The 17,534-nt window shown below is 56.1% G+C and carries 18 protein-coding genes; 6 read left to right on the top strand and 12 right to left on the bottom strand.

From position 1 onward, the window contains the following. Positions 1-104 precede the first annotated feature (104 nt). Complete coding sequence (locus CAF77_RS27005) at positions 105-710, top strand: response regulator transcription factor (protein WP_064380450.1); 606 nt, start codon at positions 105-107, stop codon at positions 708-710. Positions 711-716: 6 nt separating this feature from the next. Here CAF77_RS27005 and CAF77_RS27000 read toward each other — a convergent pair whose 3' ends face one another. The 6 genes from CAF77_RS27000 to CAF77_RS26975 form a co-directional block, all read right to left on the bottom strand. Then, on the bottom strand, positions 717-881 hold the full coding sequence (locus CAF77_RS27000) for a rubredoxin (RefSeq protein WP_064380452.1): 165 nt from the start codon (positions 879-881) through the stop codon (positions 717-719). A gap of 17 nt (positions 882-898) precedes the next feature. Then, on the bottom strand, positions 899-1,237 hold the full coding sequence (locus tag CAF77_RS26995) for a hypothetical protein (RefSeq protein ID WP_084777076.1): 339 nt from the start codon (positions 1,235-1,237) through the stop codon (positions 899-901). 20 nt (positions 1,238-1,257) lie between these two features. Continuing rightward, the gene (locus tag CAF77_RS26990) at positions 1,258-1,965 is read right to left on the bottom strand and encodes a hypothetical protein (RefSeq protein ID WP_223290688.1); all 708 of its coding nucleotides are present in this window, start codon (positions 1,963-1,965) and stop codon (positions 1,258-1,260) included. 27 nt (positions 1,966-1,992) lie between these two features. Then, entirely contained in the window at positions 1,993-2,715 is a 723-nt protein-coding gene (locus CAF77_RS26985) for a hypothetical protein (RefSeq protein ID WP_064380457.1), read from the bottom strand. A gap of 28 nt (positions 2,716-2,743) precedes the next feature. After that, positions 2,744-4,078 carry a saccharopine dehydrogenase C-terminal domain-containing protein gene (locus CAF77_RS26980; protein WP_085655658.1) on the bottom strand — a complete coding sequence of 445 codons (1,335 nt, stop codon included), beginning with the start codon at positions 4,076-4,078 and terminating at the stop codon, positions 2,744-2,746. A 379-nt stretch (positions 4,079-4,457) separates the two neighbouring features. Next, positions 4,458-5,456, bottom strand: coding sequence for a bile acid:sodium symporter family protein (locus CAF77_RS26975; RefSeq protein ID WP_064380462.1), 999 nt, complete (start codon positions 5,454-5,456; stop codon positions 4,458-4,460). Between the two features lie 84 nt (positions 5,457-5,540). Between CAF77_RS26975 and CAF77_RS26970 the strand changes: the two genes are divergently transcribed. Further along, positions 5,541-6,329 carry a helix-turn-helix domain-containing protein gene (locus CAF77_RS26970; RefSeq protein ID WP_011334633.1) on the top strand — a complete coding sequence of 263 codons (789 nt, stop codon included), beginning with the start codon at positions 5,541-5,543 and terminating at the stop codon, positions 6,327-6,329. 138 nt (positions 6,330-6,467) lie between these two features. After that, on the top strand, positions 6,468-8,180 hold the full coding sequence (locus tag CAF77_RS26965) for an amidase (RefSeq protein ID WP_085655657.1): 1,713 nt from the start codon (positions 6,468-6,470) through the stop codon (positions 8,178-8,180). Between the two features lie 37 nt (positions 8,181-8,217). On the opposite strand, the gene CAF77_RS26960 is transcribed toward CAF77_RS26965, so the two are convergent. Next, positions 8,218-9,201, bottom strand: coding sequence for a Dyp-type peroxidase (locus CAF77_RS26960; protein WP_371915552.1), 984 nt, complete (start codon positions 9,199-9,201; stop codon positions 8,218-8,220). Between the two features lie 159 nt (positions 9,202-9,360). Here CAF77_RS26960 and CAF77_RS26955 point away from each other — a divergent pair, with 159 nt between their 5' ends. Next, positions 9,361-10,338: a TerC family protein gene (locus tag CAF77_RS26955; RefSeq protein WP_085655656.1), complete on the top strand. Its 978-nt coding sequence runs from the start codon at positions 9,361-9,363 to the stop codon at positions 10,336-10,338. 42 nt (positions 10,339-10,380) lie between these two features. Here the strand turns inward: CAF77_RS26955 and CAF77_RS26950 are convergent, their stop codons facing one another. Next, positions 10,381-11,481 carry a polyamine ABC transporter substrate-binding protein gene (locus CAF77_RS26950; RefSeq protein WP_085655655.1) on the bottom strand — a complete coding sequence of 367 codons (1,101 nt, stop codon included), beginning with the start codon at positions 11,479-11,481 and terminating at the stop codon, positions 10,381-10,383. 252 nt (positions 11,482-11,733) lie between these two features. Continuing rightward, the gene (locus CAF77_RS26945; RefSeq protein WP_085655654.1) at positions 11,734-13,140 is read right to left on the bottom strand and encodes a cytosine permease; all 1,407 of its coding nucleotides are present in this window, start codon (positions 13,138-13,140) and stop codon (positions 11,734-11,736) included. 325 nt (positions 13,141-13,465) lie between these two features. Here CAF77_RS26945 and CAF77_RS26940 point away from each other — a divergent pair, with 325 nt between their 5' ends. Together CAF77_RS26940 and CAF77_RS26935 are read left to right on the top strand one after the other, a co-directional pair. Next, positions 13,466-13,951, top strand: coding sequence for a flavin reductase family protein (locus CAF77_RS26940; protein WP_007950450.1), 486 nt, complete (start codon positions 13,466-13,468; stop codon positions 13,949-13,951). 67 nt (positions 13,952-14,018) lie between these two features. After that, the gene (locus tag CAF77_RS26935; RefSeq protein ID WP_007950451.1) at positions 14,019-15,062 is read left to right on the top strand and encodes an LLM class flavin-dependent oxidoreductase; all 1,044 of its coding nucleotides are present in this window, start codon (positions 14,019-14,021) and stop codon (positions 15,060-15,062) included. A gap of 102 nt (positions 15,063-15,164) precedes the next feature. Here the strand turns inward: CAF77_RS26935 and CAF77_RS29215 are convergent, their stop codons facing one another. From CAF77_RS29215 to CAF77_RS26920, 3 genes are all read right to left on the bottom strand, one after another. Further along, a complete protein-coding gene (locus CAF77_RS29215; protein ID WP_139831640.1) occupies positions 15,165-15,473 on the bottom strand; it encodes a hypothetical protein in 309 nt (102 codons plus the stop codon). A 454-nt stretch (positions 15,474-15,927) separates the two neighbouring features. After that, positions 15,928-16,572 carry a hypothetical protein gene (locus tag CAF77_RS26925; protein ID WP_085655653.1) on the bottom strand — a complete coding sequence of 215 codons (645 nt, stop codon included), beginning with the start codon at positions 16,570-16,572 and terminating at the stop codon, positions 15,928-15,930. A gap of 112 nt (positions 16,573-16,684) precedes the next feature. Continuing rightward, entirely contained in the window at positions 16,685-17,323 is a 639-nt protein-coding gene (locus CAF77_RS26920; RefSeq protein ID WP_064380470.1) for a hypothetical protein, read from the bottom strand. Positions 17,324-17,534: the final 211 nt, after the last annotated feature.

Below are 17,534 nucleotides of genomic sequence, written 5' to 3'. Positions count from 1 at the left end.
CCTTGTGCGGCAGTCGTCATAAACAGCACGAATCAACAGGCAATGCCTTCGCCCGGTGCTAAGGTGCATGCCGTGAGAAATGCTGACCCAGGGAGGGTTTTGCCATGGCGTGCCGAATCATCATAGCCGACGATCACCCGTTGTTTCGCGAAGCGCTGCTGCGCACCGTCCAGCGCTTGCTGCCCGACGCCCTGATCGAAGAGGCCGGCGACCTCGACAGCGTGCTTGCCCTGTTGCCGGCGGGCGATGAGCCCGACACCTTGATCCTCGACCTGCGCTTTCCCGGCCTGACCTGTGTCAGCCAGCTCGCGGAACTACGCCGCCGCTTGCCGCGAACCACGCTGATCGTGGTGTCGATGGTCGATGACGAAGCGCTGATCGGCGAAGTCATGGCCGCCGGCATCGATGGTTTTATCGGCAAGAACATCGCCCCCGACGAGATCGGTCAGGCGATCCGGGCGATTCGTGAAGGTGAGGTACTGGTGAAATTCGCCCCGTCCGGCCTGCTGCCGCTGGACACCGGCACCGCCCTCACCCCGCGTCAGCAAGAGGTGCTGCGGCTGATCGCCCAGGGCAAGACCAACAAGGAAATCGCCCGTGAACTGGATATTTCGCCGTTCACGGTGCGGATTCATGTGTCTTCCCTGCTACGCACCTTGAACGTGCCGTCGCGCGCCGCGGCAGCCGTCAAGTACGGTGGGTCGGCTTGACGCCCGTTATTCGAAATCCTCCTTGGGCATCTGGCAATCAGGGCACAGCCAGTCGTCATGTACGTCATCCCAGGGTGTACCGGCCGCGATCCCGTTCTGCGGATCGCCAACCGCCGGATCATATTCATAACCGCATACCGTGCATGTCTTGATAGTGTCTTGCGTCGACATAAACAATTTCCTTTTGCTTAAAGTGCCACGGTTGAAATGAGCCCTGCGGCGCCAAGAATGAAACCGATCAATGCTCCCCGCTCCGGCAACTCTCGGAGCATGGCGTAGATAACGATGGGTTCCAGCACCAACAGCAACGTCAAGGAAGCGACGGTCACGACCCAGATGTTGCCCGTTCCCTGATACCCCATCCAATAGGCCAGAATGAGGCTGATGCCGGCGATACAGATCAGAATCATCGGTTTGAGGAACATGCCTGGAGTCTCCATGACCCGGCCCGGAAGTTTCGAAGCGTACACCTCGCTGTAGATTGTCAGGATCTCGCCAAAGATCATCAGCAAAAGAGCCACGACTATGTAGTATTCCTTTTTCACAGCTACCTCTTGCGCAATATGGAGAGAATTTCGTCAATGACGGCGCCACCGACCTCGTCGCTTTCAAGCAGGAAGTGCGGCCCGTCGTGATCAAACAGAAACGTGTTCTTGTAAGCTTCACCCTCAAAACCCGCGATTGCGTTCAACACGCTCTCGGCCTGATGCAGTTTGTCGGCATGGAAGGTCTTGAGGATTTTCACCGCATTGCCGAAATGGATGGCTTCATCGGCGATCAGGTTCTTGATCCAGTTGTTGAATCCTGCATGACCGAAACCCTGATAAAAGGTGTCCTTCTTGTAGGTCTTGACCGAGACATACTCATCGTAAGCAAACAGCAACAGCAGATTGAACTCGCTCGACAGGATGTCTTCCAGGCCTGAAAAATCCCCGACCCGGCGCTTCAGGGCATCGACCAGCTCCACTTCCCCGGTGCCGAAAATCAGCCGATTCAGTTCAAAAAAACCGTCAGCATGATTGCGCTCATCGGCATACCAGAAATCCAGGTACTGGACGAAATACGGTGAGAAGTCCTTTCGCCTCGGATAGAGAAAGTTATAGAGATTGACAGAGTCGTATTCGGACACGAGGTCGGCCATGAAAAACTCTTTGAAAGATGCATCGATGCCGGGGTTGGTCCACCCACTGGAATCGATCTCTTCAAAGATCGCTCTGGAACTCCAATTACGTTTTTTCAAAAACGCCGCTTCCATGCCACACCCTCCTTGAGCCTGACGTGATTACTCGCTGAACTTCTTGATGATCGCCGGAATGATCATGTCCTTGATTTCATGTTTGGCAATCGGGAAATCCGGAGCATTGTGATCCAGGACAAAAGTTCCGGTGTAACTCGGCTTCTCGAAATCGATCTCGAATATTTCATCGAGTATCGTCGGGATCTCATCCATTCGGTGCGGAAAGAGCTCCCTGGCTTTTTTCACAAATGAGAAAAAGTGAGTCACTTCATCTTTCTTCGTCTTTCGTATCCAGGCAGATAGTTGCTGCGAGTCGAAACGGTCATAACTTTCGATACTTCGATGGTAGACATGGGTGGTGATGATTTCGTCATAAGCCAGTGTCACCAACAGCTTTAAAGGATCAGCCGCTATTGACTCGATAATGCTGAAATCCGGCTTCCGGAGTTCGACGCTCAACGACACTTCGTCAAAGGGAATGCTGGTATACGCGGCATAGATCAAGGCAAATCCGTAGGCGTGATCGATCTCATCCTTCAACCAGGGGTTGAGTACATCCTGCAAACTTGCGAACACCTGCGGGTAGTTAGCCTCAAGGTACCAATAAAGACGCCGGGCATCGTATTCCGTGATGACGGAATCAAAGAAAATCTCTTTCCATTCCTGTCTTTCCGAATCTGCCAGCTCTACCGACGGGAACCTGAATCCGGAGAGTACAGCTGAGGCTTCTGGTGTGGTGCGGGTTACCGATCCGATTGACATCGACATACATTCATCCTTGATTTTGAGGGTGTGATCACACCATAAAGCCCTTGAACGACAGGGAACCGGACTCTACCGGCCGCCAATCGACCTGCTGGAAAACGATGGGTTGCCAATACTGCTCGACGATGTCGTAGATGAACTCCCAATCCAGCCTTTCGCTTTCCAGCACCCCCGCTTTGGGGTGGGCCTGCGCCCATGCCATTCCCGCCACGATGCTCGACACCACTTGCAGGCTGGTGGCGCTGTTGTGTCTGGCCATTTTCCTTGCCTTGCCAATCGACAGGTTCGATCCCATCCACAGGGACTGGTATCTATCGCTGATCAGAAAGACGCCGAGTTCGTCGATACCGGAGGTGATGTTCCCTTTGAGCACTTCCTTGGAAAGAACATGCTCTTCATCACCACTGGCCAACAGAGCCATCGACTCGACGGCCTGATCACAGGGGTGGTAGGCGTAATAGACCGTCGGCCGGTAAATCGGGTTGGCAGCGTCGCCCAGGGTCAGATACTCGGCAATCGACAACGACTCGTTGTGGGTCAGCAAGTAGCCGGCAAAGTCCAGAGAGTTCGGCGACCAGCTCTTGACCCTGATCTCGCGCCCCTGTTCTTTCATTGCCAGCGCATAGCGATTCAACGTTGCGCCTTCGGGCACGTGCGCCTCATGACTGCCCCAGCCCATTTCCGCAGGCTGCAGACATTCAGTGATCAAGCCATCCACGGACCAGGTGCACATGAAATGCCCTGATGATCGTTCAACATTGGCGAACTGCGTGTCGCGCTCGGATACCTGTATGACCCGAATACCCAGTTGTTGCGACAGCATTGCCCAGTCTTGAGGGTTCCCGCCTTCAAAAGCGATACCGTTCAAGGCGGCCATTTGCACCAGAGCCTTTTTCAAAAGCACTGAAATGAAACCGGGATTGGCGCCGTGCGCCACGATCGCCGTCGCACTTTCGGGTGGTCGACTGGCGGAAAACCCCTTGAGGCTTTCGCGCAACGAGAAATTACTCGTGAGATTCGAATGCTGCTCTGCGCTGTACTCCCAGGGCTCTATGCAAGTGTCCAGATACAGGGCCTGGAAACTCTGAGCCAGCTCAATCAGGGCTTCACTCGAAACCGAAACCGCCAGATTCAACAGAAAAGCATGTTCACTCAAATAGTGCCCGAGCACTTCTTTGAAGTTACGCGGCGTTATCATCTTTCTAATAAGGCACGCCGAATACTCATCAGCAACCAGCTGCCGGTCAACGTCGACTTCCTTGTCAAAAATAACGATCTCGGCGTCATACCGTGCAACTAATAATGGCATCAAGGCCTGGGCAATACTGCCGAAACCGACAATGACTATCCTGTCTATCTTCTTCATACGTACATTCCCTGACGTAAGTCCGTTTCCAATGTTGGAAACACAGTCAACCGCTTGAATCGCCTTCAGGCGTCAAGATGTTTTTGGCTTTCTGGAAGATGAACAATCGGCTATCTAGCGATTATTCATGAAAATGAGGAGTCGGGAATTTCACTGTCCATAATATCCCTGCGCGGCTGGACTTCATGTCCAGGCTTGTAATGATTTCGAGGATTGGATCCTAAACACGCATGGGTGGGGTGACAACCCCTTGAAGGGAATTTTTTCAGCATATTTCAGGCTCTAAGCCGCGCATAAACCTCGACTCAAGATACAACTTGTTGATTATCTTGAAATAACTAACGAATTTGCGGCGTCCGTCCTGAACGCCGCAATACGACTATGGATCAACCTGTGCCATCAACTCGGTTACCGGCTCCGAACGCTTGGCATAGCGTTGCGCCAGCACCGCACAAACCATCAATTGAATCTGATGGAACAGCATCAGCGGCAGAATCAGTACGCCGATGGTGCTGCCAGCGAACAATACCTGCGCCATCGGCACACCGGTGGCCAGGCTTTTCTTCGAGCCGCAGAACAGGATGGTGATGCGATCCTCCAGACTGAAACCGAACGCCTTGCTCAGCAGCGTGGACGCCAACAGCACCAGTGCCAGCAGAATGCAGCAGACCACCACCAGCCCCAGCAGGTCACTCACCGGAATCTGGTGCCAGATGCCCTCGTTCACGGCTTCGCTGAACGCGCCGTAGACCACCAGCAGAATCGAGCCCTGATCGACGAATCTCAGCCAGTTTTTATTGCGACCGACCCAGGCGCCGATCCAGCGACGGGCAATCTGACCTGCGATGAACGGCAGCAGCAATTGCACGCTGATTTTCACGATTGCGTCGAGGGTCGAACCGCCGTCACCGTGAACGTTCAGCAGCAGCGTCACCAGCAGCGGTGTCAGGAAAATCCCGAACAGACTGGACGCCGCCGCGCTGCAGATCGCCGCCGGAATATTGCCCCGCGCCAGCGAAGTGAAGGCAATCGCCGACTGCACCGTGGCCGGCAGCGCACACAGGTAAAGCATGCCCATGTACAGCTGATCGCCGATCAATGGCGACAGCAGCGGCTTGAGCGCCAGTCCCAGTAGCGGGAACAGGACAAAGGTCAGGCCGAACACCAACAAATGCAGGCGCCAGTGACCGGCGCCGGCGATGATCGATTCCCGCGACAGCTTGGCGCCGTGCAGGAAAAACAGCAGCGCGATGGCAATGTTGGTCAGCCAGCCGAAGCCGACCGCGACCTGGCCGCTGGCGGGCAGGAAGCTGGCCAGCAGCACCACGCCGATCAGGGTCAGGGTGAAGTTGTCGGGCAAAAATCGTGGGCGCGTCATGGTTTGCTCATCCGGGGGTTGCCAGTACGTGGAACCGACTCTAACGTGACTGGAAATTACCGACTAACGCCGAAGAACCCACAGATGCCGCCAAAAGGACACGACAAGAGCGTCAGACGCAGCATTCCCGGGCTGCCCAGCCTGCCGCGTCCACTGTACGGGCGCACCGAATCGCTGCCCAATCGTGCGCTCACCCGCCGCCACAGTCATCCGTGGGTGCAGTTGTCCTACGCGATCCAGGGCGTGCTCGAAGTGCAGACTGCCGTCGGTCGTTTCGTTGCCCCACCGGAGCGTGCGGTGTGGATTCCGGCGGGGGTGCCGCATCGGGTCTTCAGTTCACCGCACACGGAAATGCGCAGCCTGTACATCGATTGCAGTGTTGCCGACTGGGCGCCGGAGCGTTGCCATGTGCTCGGCGTCAGCGATCTTTTGCGTGAGCTGATTCGAGCGTTCAGTCAGATTCCTGTCGAATATGACCAGAGCGGCCCGCACGGACGCCTGGCCCAGGTGATCCTCGATCAACTGGCCGATGCCCCGCCCATCGACCTGATGCTGCCATTGCCGCAGGACAGTCGCCTGCGCCAGATATACCAGAGTCTGGAGCAACATCCGGAACAGCAGACCACCCTGGCGCACTGGAGCGAAAAATTCGGCGTGACCGAGAAAACCCTGACTCGGCTGTTCCTGCGCGACACCGGCTTGACCTTCCGCACCTGGCGTCAGCGCCTGCGTCTGTTGGGTGCGCTGACGCCGCTGGAGCGTGGCGAACGCGTCACCGACGTGGCTTTGGCGTGTGGTTATGACTCGACGTCGGCCTTTATCGCGGCGTTTCGCCAACAGTTTGGTGAGACGCCGGGAGAGTTTTTCCGATGAAATTAACCGATATTTATCGACTTTGTGCATGCCAATGGGCCAATTTCAGGGTAGAGTTTCGCCCATCAAGAATCTTTGACATCTTTCGACGATAACAATGACCAACCACCCTTTAGCGAACCTGTCGGCGGTAACAGCATGATCGAAGTCACTGAAGTTTCCATTGCCCAATTACGCGCGGCGCTCGAATCCGGCCAGACCACGGCGGTTGAACTGGTGCAGGCTTATCTGGCGCGCATCGACGCCTATGACGGTCCGGACACCGCCACGGCCCTGAATGCGGTGATCGTGCGCAACCCCGACGCGCTGAAAGAAGCGCAGGCCTCCGATGCCCGCCGTGCCAAAGGCGAAACCCTCGGTCCACTGGACGGCATCCCCTACACCGCCAAAGACAGCTATCTGGTCAAAGGCCTGACCGCCGCGTCCGGCAGCCCGGCCTTCGTTGATCTGGTGGCCCAGCGCGATGCGTTCACCATCGAGCGCCTGCGCGCGGGCGGCGCTATCTGCCTGGGCAAGACCAACATGCCGCCAATGGCCAATGGCGGGATGCAGCGCGGCGTCTATGGCCGGGCTGAAAGCCCGTATAACGCTGATTATCTGACTGCACCGTTTGCTTCCGGCTCGTCGAACGGTGCCGGCACCGCCACCGCTGCCAGTTTCTCGGCCTTCGGTCTGGCAGAAGAAACCTGGTCGAGCGGTCGCGGCCCGGCTTCGAACAATGGCCTGTGCGCCTACACGCCGTCGCGCGGCGTGATCTCGGTACGCGGCAACTGGCCGCTGACGCCGACCATGGACGTGGTAGTGCCGTACGCCCGCACCATGGCCGATCTGCTGGAAGTCCTCGACGTGGTGGTCGCCGAAGACACCGACACCCGTGGCGACCTGTGGCGCCTGCAACCGTGGGTGCCGATCCCGAGCGTCGCCTCGGTGCGTCCGGCTTCCTATCTCGATCTGGCAGTGAACAGCGATGCACTGGCCGGCAAACGCCTGGGCGTGCCGCGCATGTACATCAACGCCGACCCTGAGGCCGGCACCAGCGAAGCACCAGGCATCGGCGGCCCGACCGGGCAGCGCATCAACACTCGCGCGTCGGTGATCGATCTCTGGAAACAGGCACGTCAGGCCCTCGAAGCGGCCGGCGCCGAAGTGATCGAAGTGGATTTCCCGCTGGTCTCCAATTGCGAAGGCGATCGTCCGGGCGCGCCGACCGTGTTCAATCGCGGCATCGTTTCCAAAGAGTTCATGCACCATGAGTTGTGGGACCTCTCGGCCTGGGCGTTCGATGATTTCCTGCGTGCCAACGGCGACCCGAAACTCAACCGTCTGGCGGACGTCGACGGGGCGAAAATCTTCCCCCACGACCCGGGCACCCTCCCCAACCGTGAAGGCGACCTCGCCGCCGGCATGGACGAATACGTACGCATGGCCGAACGCGGCATCACGCCGTGGGATCAGATCCCGACCCTGCCGGACGGCCTGCGCGGTCTGGAGAAGACTCGCAAGCTCGACCTCGAAGACTGGATGGATCGCCTCGGCCTCGACGCCGTGCTGTTCCCGACCAACGCCGACGTCGGCCCGGCGGACGCCGACGTCAACCCGGCCTCGGCGGATATCGCCTGGAGCAACGGCATCTGGGTCGCCAACGGCAACCTCGCAATCCGCCACCTCGGCGTGCCGACCGTCACCGTGCCGATGGGCGTGATGGCTGACATCGGCATGCCGGTGGGGCTGACGTTTGCCGGTCGCGCCTATGACGATTCAACACTGTTGCGCCTGGCGGCGGCGTTCGAAGCGACCGGTTCCAGGCGTCTGGTGCCACCACGCACGCCAGCGCTGGCGGCAGGCAAGTAAATGCAAAACGGCGGGATCGATTGATCCCGCCGTTTTTTTATCGCTCTGCCAACTCTTCCAGCAAATCCGCCGAAGGCACGAAAAACAGACTGCCGGTGACCGCCGTGCTGAAGTCCAGCAACCGGTCGTAGTTGCCCGGCGGCTTGCCGACAAACATGTTCTCCAGCATCTGCTCCAACGGCTCCGGCGAACGCGCGTAGCCAATGAAATAAGTGCCGAACTCCCCCGCGCCGGGCCGGCCGAACGGCATGTTGTCGCGCAGGATTTTCACTTCTTCGCCGTCCTTGGTGATGGTGGTCAACGCACTGTGGGAATTGCTCGGTTTGACCGAATCATCCAGCTCGATATCGGACAGTTTGGTGCGCCCGATCACCCGCTCCTGCGCCTCGACCGGCAACTCGTTCCACGCTTTCATGTTGTGCAGATACTTCTGCACCAGCACATAACTGCCACCACTGAACGGCTGATCTTCATCGCCCACGAGGGTGAAATGCTCGGCTTTGCGGCCGACCGGATTCTCCGTGCCGTCGACGAAACCGATGATGCTGCGCATGTCGAAATAACGGAAACCCTGCACCTCGTCGGTCACCGTCACGGCGCCATCCAGCGCCGACATCAATTGCGTCGCCAGTTCGAAACACAGGTCCATCTGATCGGCGCGAATGTGCAGCAACAGATCGCCCGGTGTGGAAACGGCGCGCCGCCCTTCCACACCGAATTCGCGAAAGTCATGCAAGGACGCCGGTCGCGGACTGCCGAACAGACGATCCCAGGCGCTGGAAGAAAATCCGCAGACACAGGACAGGTTTCCCGAGGGGACGCGCTTGCCGACCGAGCGCGTCAGGCCCGCGATATCGGCGCACCAGGCACGGACTTTTTCGGCGGCCTCTGCCTCGGCGTTGAGGGTCGCCACGATGAATATGGCAGCGCTGGTGATCGGGCTGCAGACGGCTTGAGGATCTGGCGTGTCGATGATCGTAGCTCCCGGAGTGGTGGACTGACTCGACAGCGAGGTTAGCAAAGAAGTGCTGAATGAAGCATTACCCGCGCTCTGCCCGTGTCGACCGACACTTCGTTATTCACGAACAATACCCACGAAATAAACGATTTTTCTTTGCCGGAAGGCTCCTACTAGCATGGCCCCGTCTACCCCGAAAAACATAAAGACAGGGAGAACGGCATGCACCCCATCAACATCGGCGAACCCTGGATGTGGATCGCCTTCATCGTTTTTGTCCTCGCCATGCTGGCCGTCGACCTGTTCGTCCTCGGTGGGCGCAAGGCGCATCGGGTTTCGGTACGGGAAGCCTCATCCTGGGTATTTGCCTGGTGCATGCTGGCGATGGCCTTCGCCGGATTGCTCTGGTGGTACCTGAACGGCGAATTCGGTCCCGAAATCGCCAAGGTCAAGACCCTGGAATTCCTCACCGGCTACCTGATCGAGCAGTCGCTGTCGATCGATAACATGTTCGTCTTTGTGATGATCTTCAGCTACTTTGCCGTGCCGCCGGAGTTGCAGCGCCGGGTGCTGCTGTATGGCGTGCTCGGGGCGATCGTGATGCGCGCGGCGATGATTTTTGCCGGGGTGTGGCTGGTGTCGCAGTTCACCTGGCTGCTGTATGTGTTCGGCGTGTTCCTGATCATCACCGGGATCAAGATGCTGGTGTTCGCCGAGCAGCAACCGGACCTCGATAACAACCCGCTCTTGCGCTGGGTGCGTAAGCATATGCGGATCACCAACAGCTTTCACGGCGAGCGCTTTTTTGTGCTTCAGAACGGTGTGCGCTGGGCCACACCGATGTTTCTGGTGCTGGTGCTGATCGAGGCCAGCGACCTGATGTTCGCGGTCGACAGCATCCCGGCGATCTTCGCGGTAACGACCGATCCGTTCATTATTTTCACTTCGAACATTTTCGCGATCATGGGCCTGCGGGCGCTGTATTTTTTGCTGGCGGACATGGCCGACCGCTTTCATCTGCTCAAGTACGGACTGGCGCTAGTGTTGGTATTCATCGGCGGGAAGATGACGGTGATGCCGTGGTTTCACATGCCGGTGGAGTGGTCGCTGGCGATTGTCGGCGGGCTGATTCTGGCGTCGGTGGTGCTGAGTCTGATCCTGACGAAGGACAAATCGCCTGAAGAAAGTCAGGCGAAATAACCGCCGATGGGAGCGAACGGATTCGCTCCCTCGGCTTAGAGCTTATTTATCCGACTTGATGCTGGTCCACACCCGGGTCCGCACCCGCTCCAGTTTCTGCGGCAACGGTTGCACCACATACAGCTTCTTCAGCGCTTCGCTGGTCGGCGTCAGGTTCGGGTTGCCGGTGATTTCCTTGTTGATCAGCGGCAGCGAATCCTTGTTGGCATTCGGGTAACCGAGGAAGTCGCTGATCGACGCGATGACTTTCGGATCGAGCAAGGTGTTAAGGAACTCGTGAGCCTCCTCAACGTTCTTCGCGCTCTTCGGAATAGCGAAGGTGTCGAACCAGATCGGCGCGCCCTCCTTCGGCAAGCGCCAGTCGACCACCACGCCGTTGCCCGCCTCTTTGGCCCGATTGCCGAACTGGTAGAAGCTGCCGGAGTAACCGATGGCTACGCAGATGTCGCCGTTGGCGATGTCGGTCATGTATTTGGCCGAGTTGAAGTAGGTGACGTAAGGGCGAACCTTGAGCATCAGGTACTTGGCTTTCTCATAGTCGGCCGGGTTCTGGCTGTTCGGATCGAGGCCCAGGTAGTGCAGAGCCAGCGGCAGGATTTCCGACGGCGAATCGAGCATCGCCACGCCGCAGGATTTCAGCTTTTCCAAGTTCTCCGGTTTGAACACCAGGTCCCAACTGTCCACCGGCGCGTTCTCGCCGAGGGCAGCCTTGACCTTGGCCGGGTTGAAGCCGATCAGCACCGTGCCGACCATATAAGGCACGCCGTACTGGTTGCCCGGGTCGTTGGCGTCGAGCAACTTGAGCAGCGCCGGGTCCTGGTGACTCCAGTTAGGCAGCTTGGACTTGTCGAGTTTCTGGAACACGCCGGCCTTGATCTGGGTATCGAGGAACTGGTTCGACGGCACCACCAGGTCATAGCCGGAGTTGCCGGTCAGCAGTTTGGCTTCGAGGGATTCGTTGGTGTCGAAGGTGTCCCAGGTCACTTTGATGTTGCTTTTGGCGGCGAAGTCCTTGGGCACCGACGGCAGGATGTAATCCGCCCAGTTGTACACCCGCAGTTCGCGCTGTTCGGCCTGTACGGCGCTGGCCAGCAGCGTCAGCCCGAAAACAGTAGCGCCCAGAATGCGTTTCATCGTGACCATGTTGTGTTTCCCCGAATGCAGCGTGAGTCGATGGTTTTTATGTTCTGTACACGGCAGCGGCTGTCAGGTCAGCCAAGGGCAAGTAAGATGCAGCGTCTTGTTGTGGCTTCGATTCTTGCTGACAGCGTAGCCGCAGCACAGTAGCCGGTTGGCCAAAAGGGGATCGAAACGGCCAATTTGCGTGACCGCCGGGATGCGGAAACAACAATGCCCGACGATGTGCCGGGCATTGTTTGGACAGCCAGCGAACGGTCAGTCGGTAAAACCCAACCGCGCCGCCCTGCTCTGCTGCGTCTGGCCACGGGTCGCGAGGCAGTAATACAGCGGGCACGTCACGATCAGGCCGACCAGCCACGATAAATCAGCGCCTTCCACCAGATTGGCGTAAGGCCCGACATACAACGATGTGTTGGCGAACGGCAGCTGCACAATGATGCCGACGAAGTAGGCAATGATCGCGTGCAGGTTGAAGCGCCCATAAATGCCGCCGTCGGCACGGAAGATCGAGGCGATGTCGTAACTGCCGCGCTTGATCAGGTAGAAGTCGATCAGGTTGATCGACGCCCACGGTACCAACACCAGCAGCAGCGCCAGAATCAAACCGATGAACTCGGAAATGAAATCCGCCGACGCACCCAGCGCCACCACGCAACAGCCCGCCAACACTACACTCGACAAGATCACCCGTACCTTGATGCTCGGCGTCCATTGGCTGGCGAAGGTCTGGATCGAGGTAATGATCGACAGCACCGCGCCATACAGATTCAGCGCGTTGTGGCTGATGATGTTGAGCAGGAACAGCACCATCAGAATCGGCCCCAGCCAACCGGTCGACTGCTTGACCGCCGCCATCGCTTCGGTGCCTTCCGGCGTTGCCAACACCGCCACCGCGCCGAAGGTGAACGACAGAATCGTGCCCAGCGTGGCGCCCAGATAAGTCGCGATAAATGGCTTGCTGATCCCGATGTCCGCCGGCAGGTAACGGGAATAATCGGAGACGTACGGCGAAAAGCTGATCTGCCAGATGATCCCCAGCGATACCGTCGCCAGCCATCCCGAAAGATTGAAACTGCCACGGGTGAAGAAGTCCGCTGGCAACTCATGGGCAAAGATGTAGATGAACCCGGCCAGCAGCGCGCTGCCCATCACCCAGGTGCCGATGCGGTTGAGCGTGTGGATGAAGTTGTAGCCAATCACGCCAATGGCCGTGGCGCTGAGGGCGCCGATCAGAATGCTCAACGGCGCCGGCACCGACGGCGCAATGCCGACGATGGATTTGCCGGCCAGCACGATGTTGGAAATGAAAAAGCCGATGTAGATGATCGCCGCAAAGAACACGATCAACAGCGCACCGTAACGCCCGAACTGACCCCGACTCTGGACCATCTGCGGAATGCCCATGCGCGGGCCTTGCGCCGACGCCAGGGCGATCACCACCCCGCCGATCATGTGCCCCAGCGCAATCGCCAGCAGCCCCCAGAACAAGTCGAGATGAAATACCTGAACCACCATGGCGCCGGTGACAATGGGCAGTGGCGCAATGTTGGTGCTGAACCAAAGGGTGAACAGGTCGCGGGCCTTCCCGTGGCGTTCCGCGAGTGGGACGTAGTCGACCGTGTGATTCTCGATCAACGGATCTTGCCGGGACATCTGGGACATAAAAATGAACTCGATTGGGTCTGTTCTTATCGTTGTATGAAGCCAAACCGGGGGAGATTCGTGGCCGCCCCTCAGATGAACACCATATTATGGTATCCCAACATTTTCACAAGACTGATCCGCTGTTTGCGGCGTTAACTGATCCGGCATCCTCTCCGATATCAAGACCTTACGGCTAGACGAAAGGCCCGTAACTGTTGAGTTTCCGACGAATACACCACGTTTATCGTTTCACCAAAAAAGCGCTTGCAATCGATGTATTACGGTATACCATCAGACCCATAAACACATAAAAACACGCTTCACCGCACTCGAGGATTGACCAATGATCGATGCTGCCGTCTACAAACAAGTCATGGGCTCGTTCCCGTCCGGCGTTACCGTCATCACCACGCTGGATGACGACGGCCAGATCGTCGGCCTGACCGCCAGCGCCTTCAGCTCGCTGTCGATGGATCCGGCGCTGGTGCTGTTCTGCCCCAACTACAGTTCCGATTCCTACCCCGTCCTGATCAAGAACAAACGCTTTGCCATTCACGTGTTGTCCGGCGGTCAGCAGAGCGAAGCCTATGCCTTCGCCCGCAAAGGCAAGGACAAGGCGCAAGGCATCGAGTGGACGCTGAGCGAACTGGGCAACCCGATCCTGGCCAACGCGACAGCTATCATCGAATGTGAGCTGTGGCGCGAATACGAAGGTGGCGACCACGCGATCATGGTCGGCGCGGTGAAAAACCTCATCGTCCCTCAGCAGGACGCCGGCCCGCTGGTGTATTGCCACGGCAAGATGGGCGCCCTGCCCGCCTTCGCCTGATCCGCACCATTGCACTTAAACAGGCCGGCAAGCGACCGGCCGACCACAAGAGATTCGAGGTAGCGTCATGAAATTTTCCCTGTTCGTACACATGGAACGCTGGGACGAAAGCGTCAGCCACCGTCAACTGTTCGAAGACCTGACCGAACTGACGTTGATGGCCGAGGCCGGTGGTTTCAGCACCGTGTGGATCGGCGAACACCACGCGATGGAATACACCATCTCGCCGAGCCCGATGCCGCTGCTGGCCTACCTCGCGGCCAAAACCACCACGATTCACCTGGGCGCCGGCACCATCATCGCGCCGTTCTGGCACCCGCTGCGGGTCGCCGGTGAATGCGCCCTGCTCGACGTGATCAGCAATGGCCGGATGGAAGTGGGCCTGGCGCGTGGCGCCTATCAGGTGGAATTCGACCGCATGGCCGGCGGCATGCCCGCCTCCAGCGGCGGTCAGGCGCTACGGGAAATGGTCCCGGTGGTCCGCGCCCTGTGGCAAGGCGACTACGCCCACAACGGCGAGATCTGGAAATTCCCTACCTCCACCAGCGTGCCGAAACCGATTCAGAAGCCGAACCCACCAATGTGGATCGCCGCCCGCGACCCGGACTCGCACAACTTCGCCGTGGCCAACGGCTGCAACGTGATGGTCACGCCGTTGATGAAAGGCGACGAAGAAGTCCTCGACCTGAAGAACAAATTCCAGACCGCGCTGGACAACAACCCCGATGTGCCGCGTCCACAATTGATGGTGCTGCGTCATACCCACGTGCACTCGGCGGATGACCCGGAAGGCTGGAAGGTGGGCGCGAAAGCCATCTCACGTTTCTATCGCACGTTCGACGCCTGGTTCGGCAACAAGGAAGTGCCGGTGAACGGCTTCCTCGCACCGAGCCCGGAAGAGAAGTTTGCCGGGCGTCCGGAGTTTGAACTGGAGAGCCTGCACAAGACCGCCATGATCGGCACACCGGAAGAGATCATTCCGCGGATCAAGTACTACCAGGAACTGGGGGTGGATGAGTTCAGTTTCTGGTGCGACAACAGCTTGCCGCATGCGGAGAAGAAGAAGTCGCTGGAGCTGTTTATCAAGCATGTGGTGCCGGCGTTCAGATAGACCTGCTACCCGGCATACGAAAACGCCCCGAGATGTTCGGGGCGTTTTCGTATGCGGTTCAGCTCAGGGATGGAGGCAACGATGACTCTGCCGGATCAGTCGCTAATACTGGTAATCCAGAAAGAAAAATACGGCGTATAGAAAGAAGGCAAAGGCCGCCAAAGCCGCACGCCACTCGGGATCTGCATCTCTTCCCAATCCACCTGGGGCAATTGAAATACTTGCACCGCAGAAGTAGCAATAGACACCCTGTGCAAACCACAGTTGAACCGCGAGCACAGTGAAAAAACGTCCCCAGCTGCCATTGAACTGAAAATAACCATTTATGAGTGCCGCCGCCAACAAGGCAACACCTACACCGTGGCGATATTTGGAAAGCGCTGCAACTACGGAATTTGGGGGTTTACACATCAACCGCTCCATTAGCAGGATCGTGCCTGGGGTCTCGTTCCCAATAATGATGAAGAAAAGAACCGCCCCTTTTCATCTTTCCTTTCAAACCCTATAACCCGCGGACCTCATCAGAGCAAGCACGGTCACATCAAATTGTTCGTCAGACATTCCTCTAATTGATCTGACGCTTTTCCAATGCCATATCGCAGGCAGAACCTTACTGTCCAAGCGATCAAATCTCGTCAGGAAAACATTAGCTAATTCATACTTATCCATACCGGGATCAGCCTCTAGCACCCTATTTAATACCGTGCTTGGCAGTTTTCCCTCCAAAATTTCCATTAAAAATTTTGCAGTTTCCGAGGGTGACATATGCATTCCCATCAAATGCTAAAAGCATGAAACAAAAGGTTTTCAAAACAAGGGGAGCATATTTATTAAATAGAATCCCCCCTCCCAAGCTAGACCGCCATCAGCTTTGACTCAGGGGGGGGGGGCTAAAATCATCAATAGACATATTTTTACTTTTCAATAAAGACACGACAAACTCCGAATCGAAAGTCATAAAAAACTCCAGAGCATCATAAATTTTCCAACGATGCACCTCTGGATGATCAATTATCGACAAAAGATACTGCTTTAGTGGCGCCAAGTATTCTATATAGTTTTCACGCCTAACAAAGCGAAGCATTTCGGAAATCTCGAAAGGCCTCACTCCGGCCAACGCAACAATCTTCAAAAGAAGATCGCAAACCTGTACCCTTGCGACTTCTTTCCCTTCTTTATCAGCGACATTTGCAAAGTACATTGTCACCGCCATTAATATATGGCGATAGGTATCATCATAACCATGTAACCGGTGAACATATAGCCGTTCAAAAACTTCAGGTTTACTCATAAATTCTTCTAAGGCAACCAGGCCTTCACGAGCGCCCCAGCTCGTTAACAGCTTTGCAGCATAAAATCGTACTAATTCATCATTCGATTCACGAAGTAGCTCTTTCACAGAGTCGAGTCTATCCTGTGGAATATCCTCAACATCCAGATCTCCTGCTTCTGCGGCATAGTCTGCATTTTCTGGAATACCATTGAGCAATTCATAGATTCTCGGATCCATTATTAAACCTTCTGCTTTACAATTGCAGATGCATTCCGTAATGCATAAAAGCATTGATCAGTGTATTCCTTGCCCCCCTTTAACTTAGACCGCGTCGACTGCCGATCTTCATTCAACGTGCCACTGACGGTCTGAAATCTTCAACCGTCTTATTTTTTTCTTTCAGGAGAGACATAACAAACTTCGAATCCAGCTTCAACAAGCACTCAATAGCATCATAGATTTTCCAGCGATGAATATCTGGATGATCGATTATCAAGGAAAGGTGATTCCTTATATAATGCAAATATTCAAGATATTTTTCATTAACGACAAAATCAAAAATTTTCCCTATCTCAAAGGGTTTGCTATTCGACAATTCAATAATTTTCGTCAAGGGAGAAAAAACCTGCGCTCGCGCCAAGTCTGTATCTCCCCTATCAGCCACATTGGCAAAATATCTAGTCACAGCCATTAGTATCTGGCAATACGTATCGTCATATCCACGCAGCCGATGACTGTATGTACCTTCCAAACTCTCCGGGCTCTCCATACTTCTTTCAAGAGCAACCAGACCTTCATGAATTCCCCAACTGGTCAGTAGTTTCGCTGCAAAAAATCGCTCGTCATCACCGACTGTATCTAGAAGCAATTCCTTCACAGCTTCAATTCGGTTTAGTGGTATGTCTTCTGGATCAAGATCCCCTGCACTCACCGCATAATCTGCCTCCTCCGGAATACCGTTAAGCAACTCGTATACTTTTGGGTCCATCCCAATCACCTATTTATCGACGGGTTTAACATTACAAAAAGGGGATGAATTTATTAAATCAAATAAATCTGTCCCTTTTTACTTCTTTTTACTTCTCCAAAATTCCCATTAAAAATTTTGCAGTTTCCGAGAGTGACATATGCATTCCCATCAAATGCTAAAAGCATGAAACCGCAAAAAAGTGGACAGATTTATTAATCGAATAAACCTG

The sequence above is a fragment of the Pseudomonas sp. R15(2017) genome, from assembly GCF_002112685.1.
GTDB lineage: Bacteria > Pseudomonadota > Gammaproteobacteria > Pseudomonadales > Pseudomonadaceae > Aquipseudomonas > Aquipseudomonas glycinae.
This window is presented reverse-complemented; position numbering and strand designations above follow the sequence as displayed.

What these genes read in the sequence shown, in the direction of transcription:
- CAF77_RS29215 (WP_139831640.1), bottom strand. Translation starts at nt 15,473, where the DNA reads ATGTGTAAACCCCCAAATTCCGTAGTTGCAGCGCTTTCCAAATATCGC.
- CAF77_RS27005 (WP_064380450.1), top strand. Translation starts at nt 105, where the DNA reads ATGGCGTGCCGAATCATCATAGCCGACGATCACCCGTTGTTTCGCGAA.
- CAF77_RS26975 (WP_064380462.1), bottom strand. Translation starts at nt 5,456, where the DNA reads ATGACGCGCCCACGATTTTTGCCCGACAACTTCACCCTGACCCTGATC.
- CAF77_RS26980 (WP_085655658.1), bottom strand. Translation starts at nt 4,078, where the DNA reads ATGAAGAAGATAGACAGGATAGTCATTGTCGGTTTCGGCAGTATTGCC.
- CAF77_RS26955 (WP_085655656.1), top strand. Translation starts at nt 9,361, where the DNA reads ATGCACCCCATCAACATCGGCGAACCCTGGATGTGGATCGCCTTCATC.
- CAF77_RS26940 (WP_007950450.1), top strand. Translation starts at nt 13,466, where the DNA reads ATGATCGATGCTGCCGTCTACAAACAAGTCATGGGCTCGTTCCCGTCC.
- CAF77_RS26935 (WP_007950451.1), top strand. Translation starts at nt 14,019, where the DNA reads ATGAAATTTTCCCTGTTCGTACACATGGAACGCTGGGACGAAAGCGTC.
- CAF77_RS27000 (WP_064380452.1), bottom strand. Translation starts at nt 881, where the DNA reads ATGTCGACGCAAGACACTATCAAGACATGCACGGTATGCGGTTATGAA.
- CAF77_RS26920 (WP_064380470.1), bottom strand. Translation starts at nt 17,323, where the DNA reads ATGGACCCAAAAGTATACGAGTTGCTTAACGGTATTCCGGAGGAGGCA.
- CAF77_RS26945 (WP_085655654.1), bottom strand. Translation starts at nt 13,140, where the DNA reads ATGTCCCAGATGTCCCGGCAAGATCCGTTGATCGAGAATCACACGGTC.
- CAF77_RS26950 (WP_085655655.1), bottom strand. Translation starts at nt 11,481, where the DNA reads ATGGTCACGATGAAACGCATTCTGGGCGCTACTGTTTTCGGGCTGACG.
- CAF77_RS26985 (WP_064380457.1), bottom strand. Translation starts at nt 2,715, where the DNA reads ATGTCGATGTCAATCGGATCGGTAACCCGCACCACACCAGAAGCCTCA.
- CAF77_RS26965 (WP_085655657.1), top strand. Translation starts at nt 6,468, where the DNA reads ATGATCGAAGTCACTGAAGTTTCCATTGCCCAATTACGCGCGGCGCTC.
- CAF77_RS26925 (WP_085655653.1), bottom strand. Translation starts at nt 16,572, where the DNA reads ATGGATCCGAGAATCTATGAATTGCTCAATGGTATTCCAGAAAATGCA.
- CAF77_RS26990 (WP_223290688.1), bottom strand. Translation starts at nt 1,965, where the DNA reads ATGGAAGCGGCGTTTTTGAAAAAACGTAATTGGAGTTCCAGAGCGATC.
- CAF77_RS26970 (WP_011334633.1), top strand. Translation starts at nt 5,541, where the DNA reads ATGCCGCCAAAAGGACACGACAAGAGCGTCAGACGCAGCATTCCCGGG.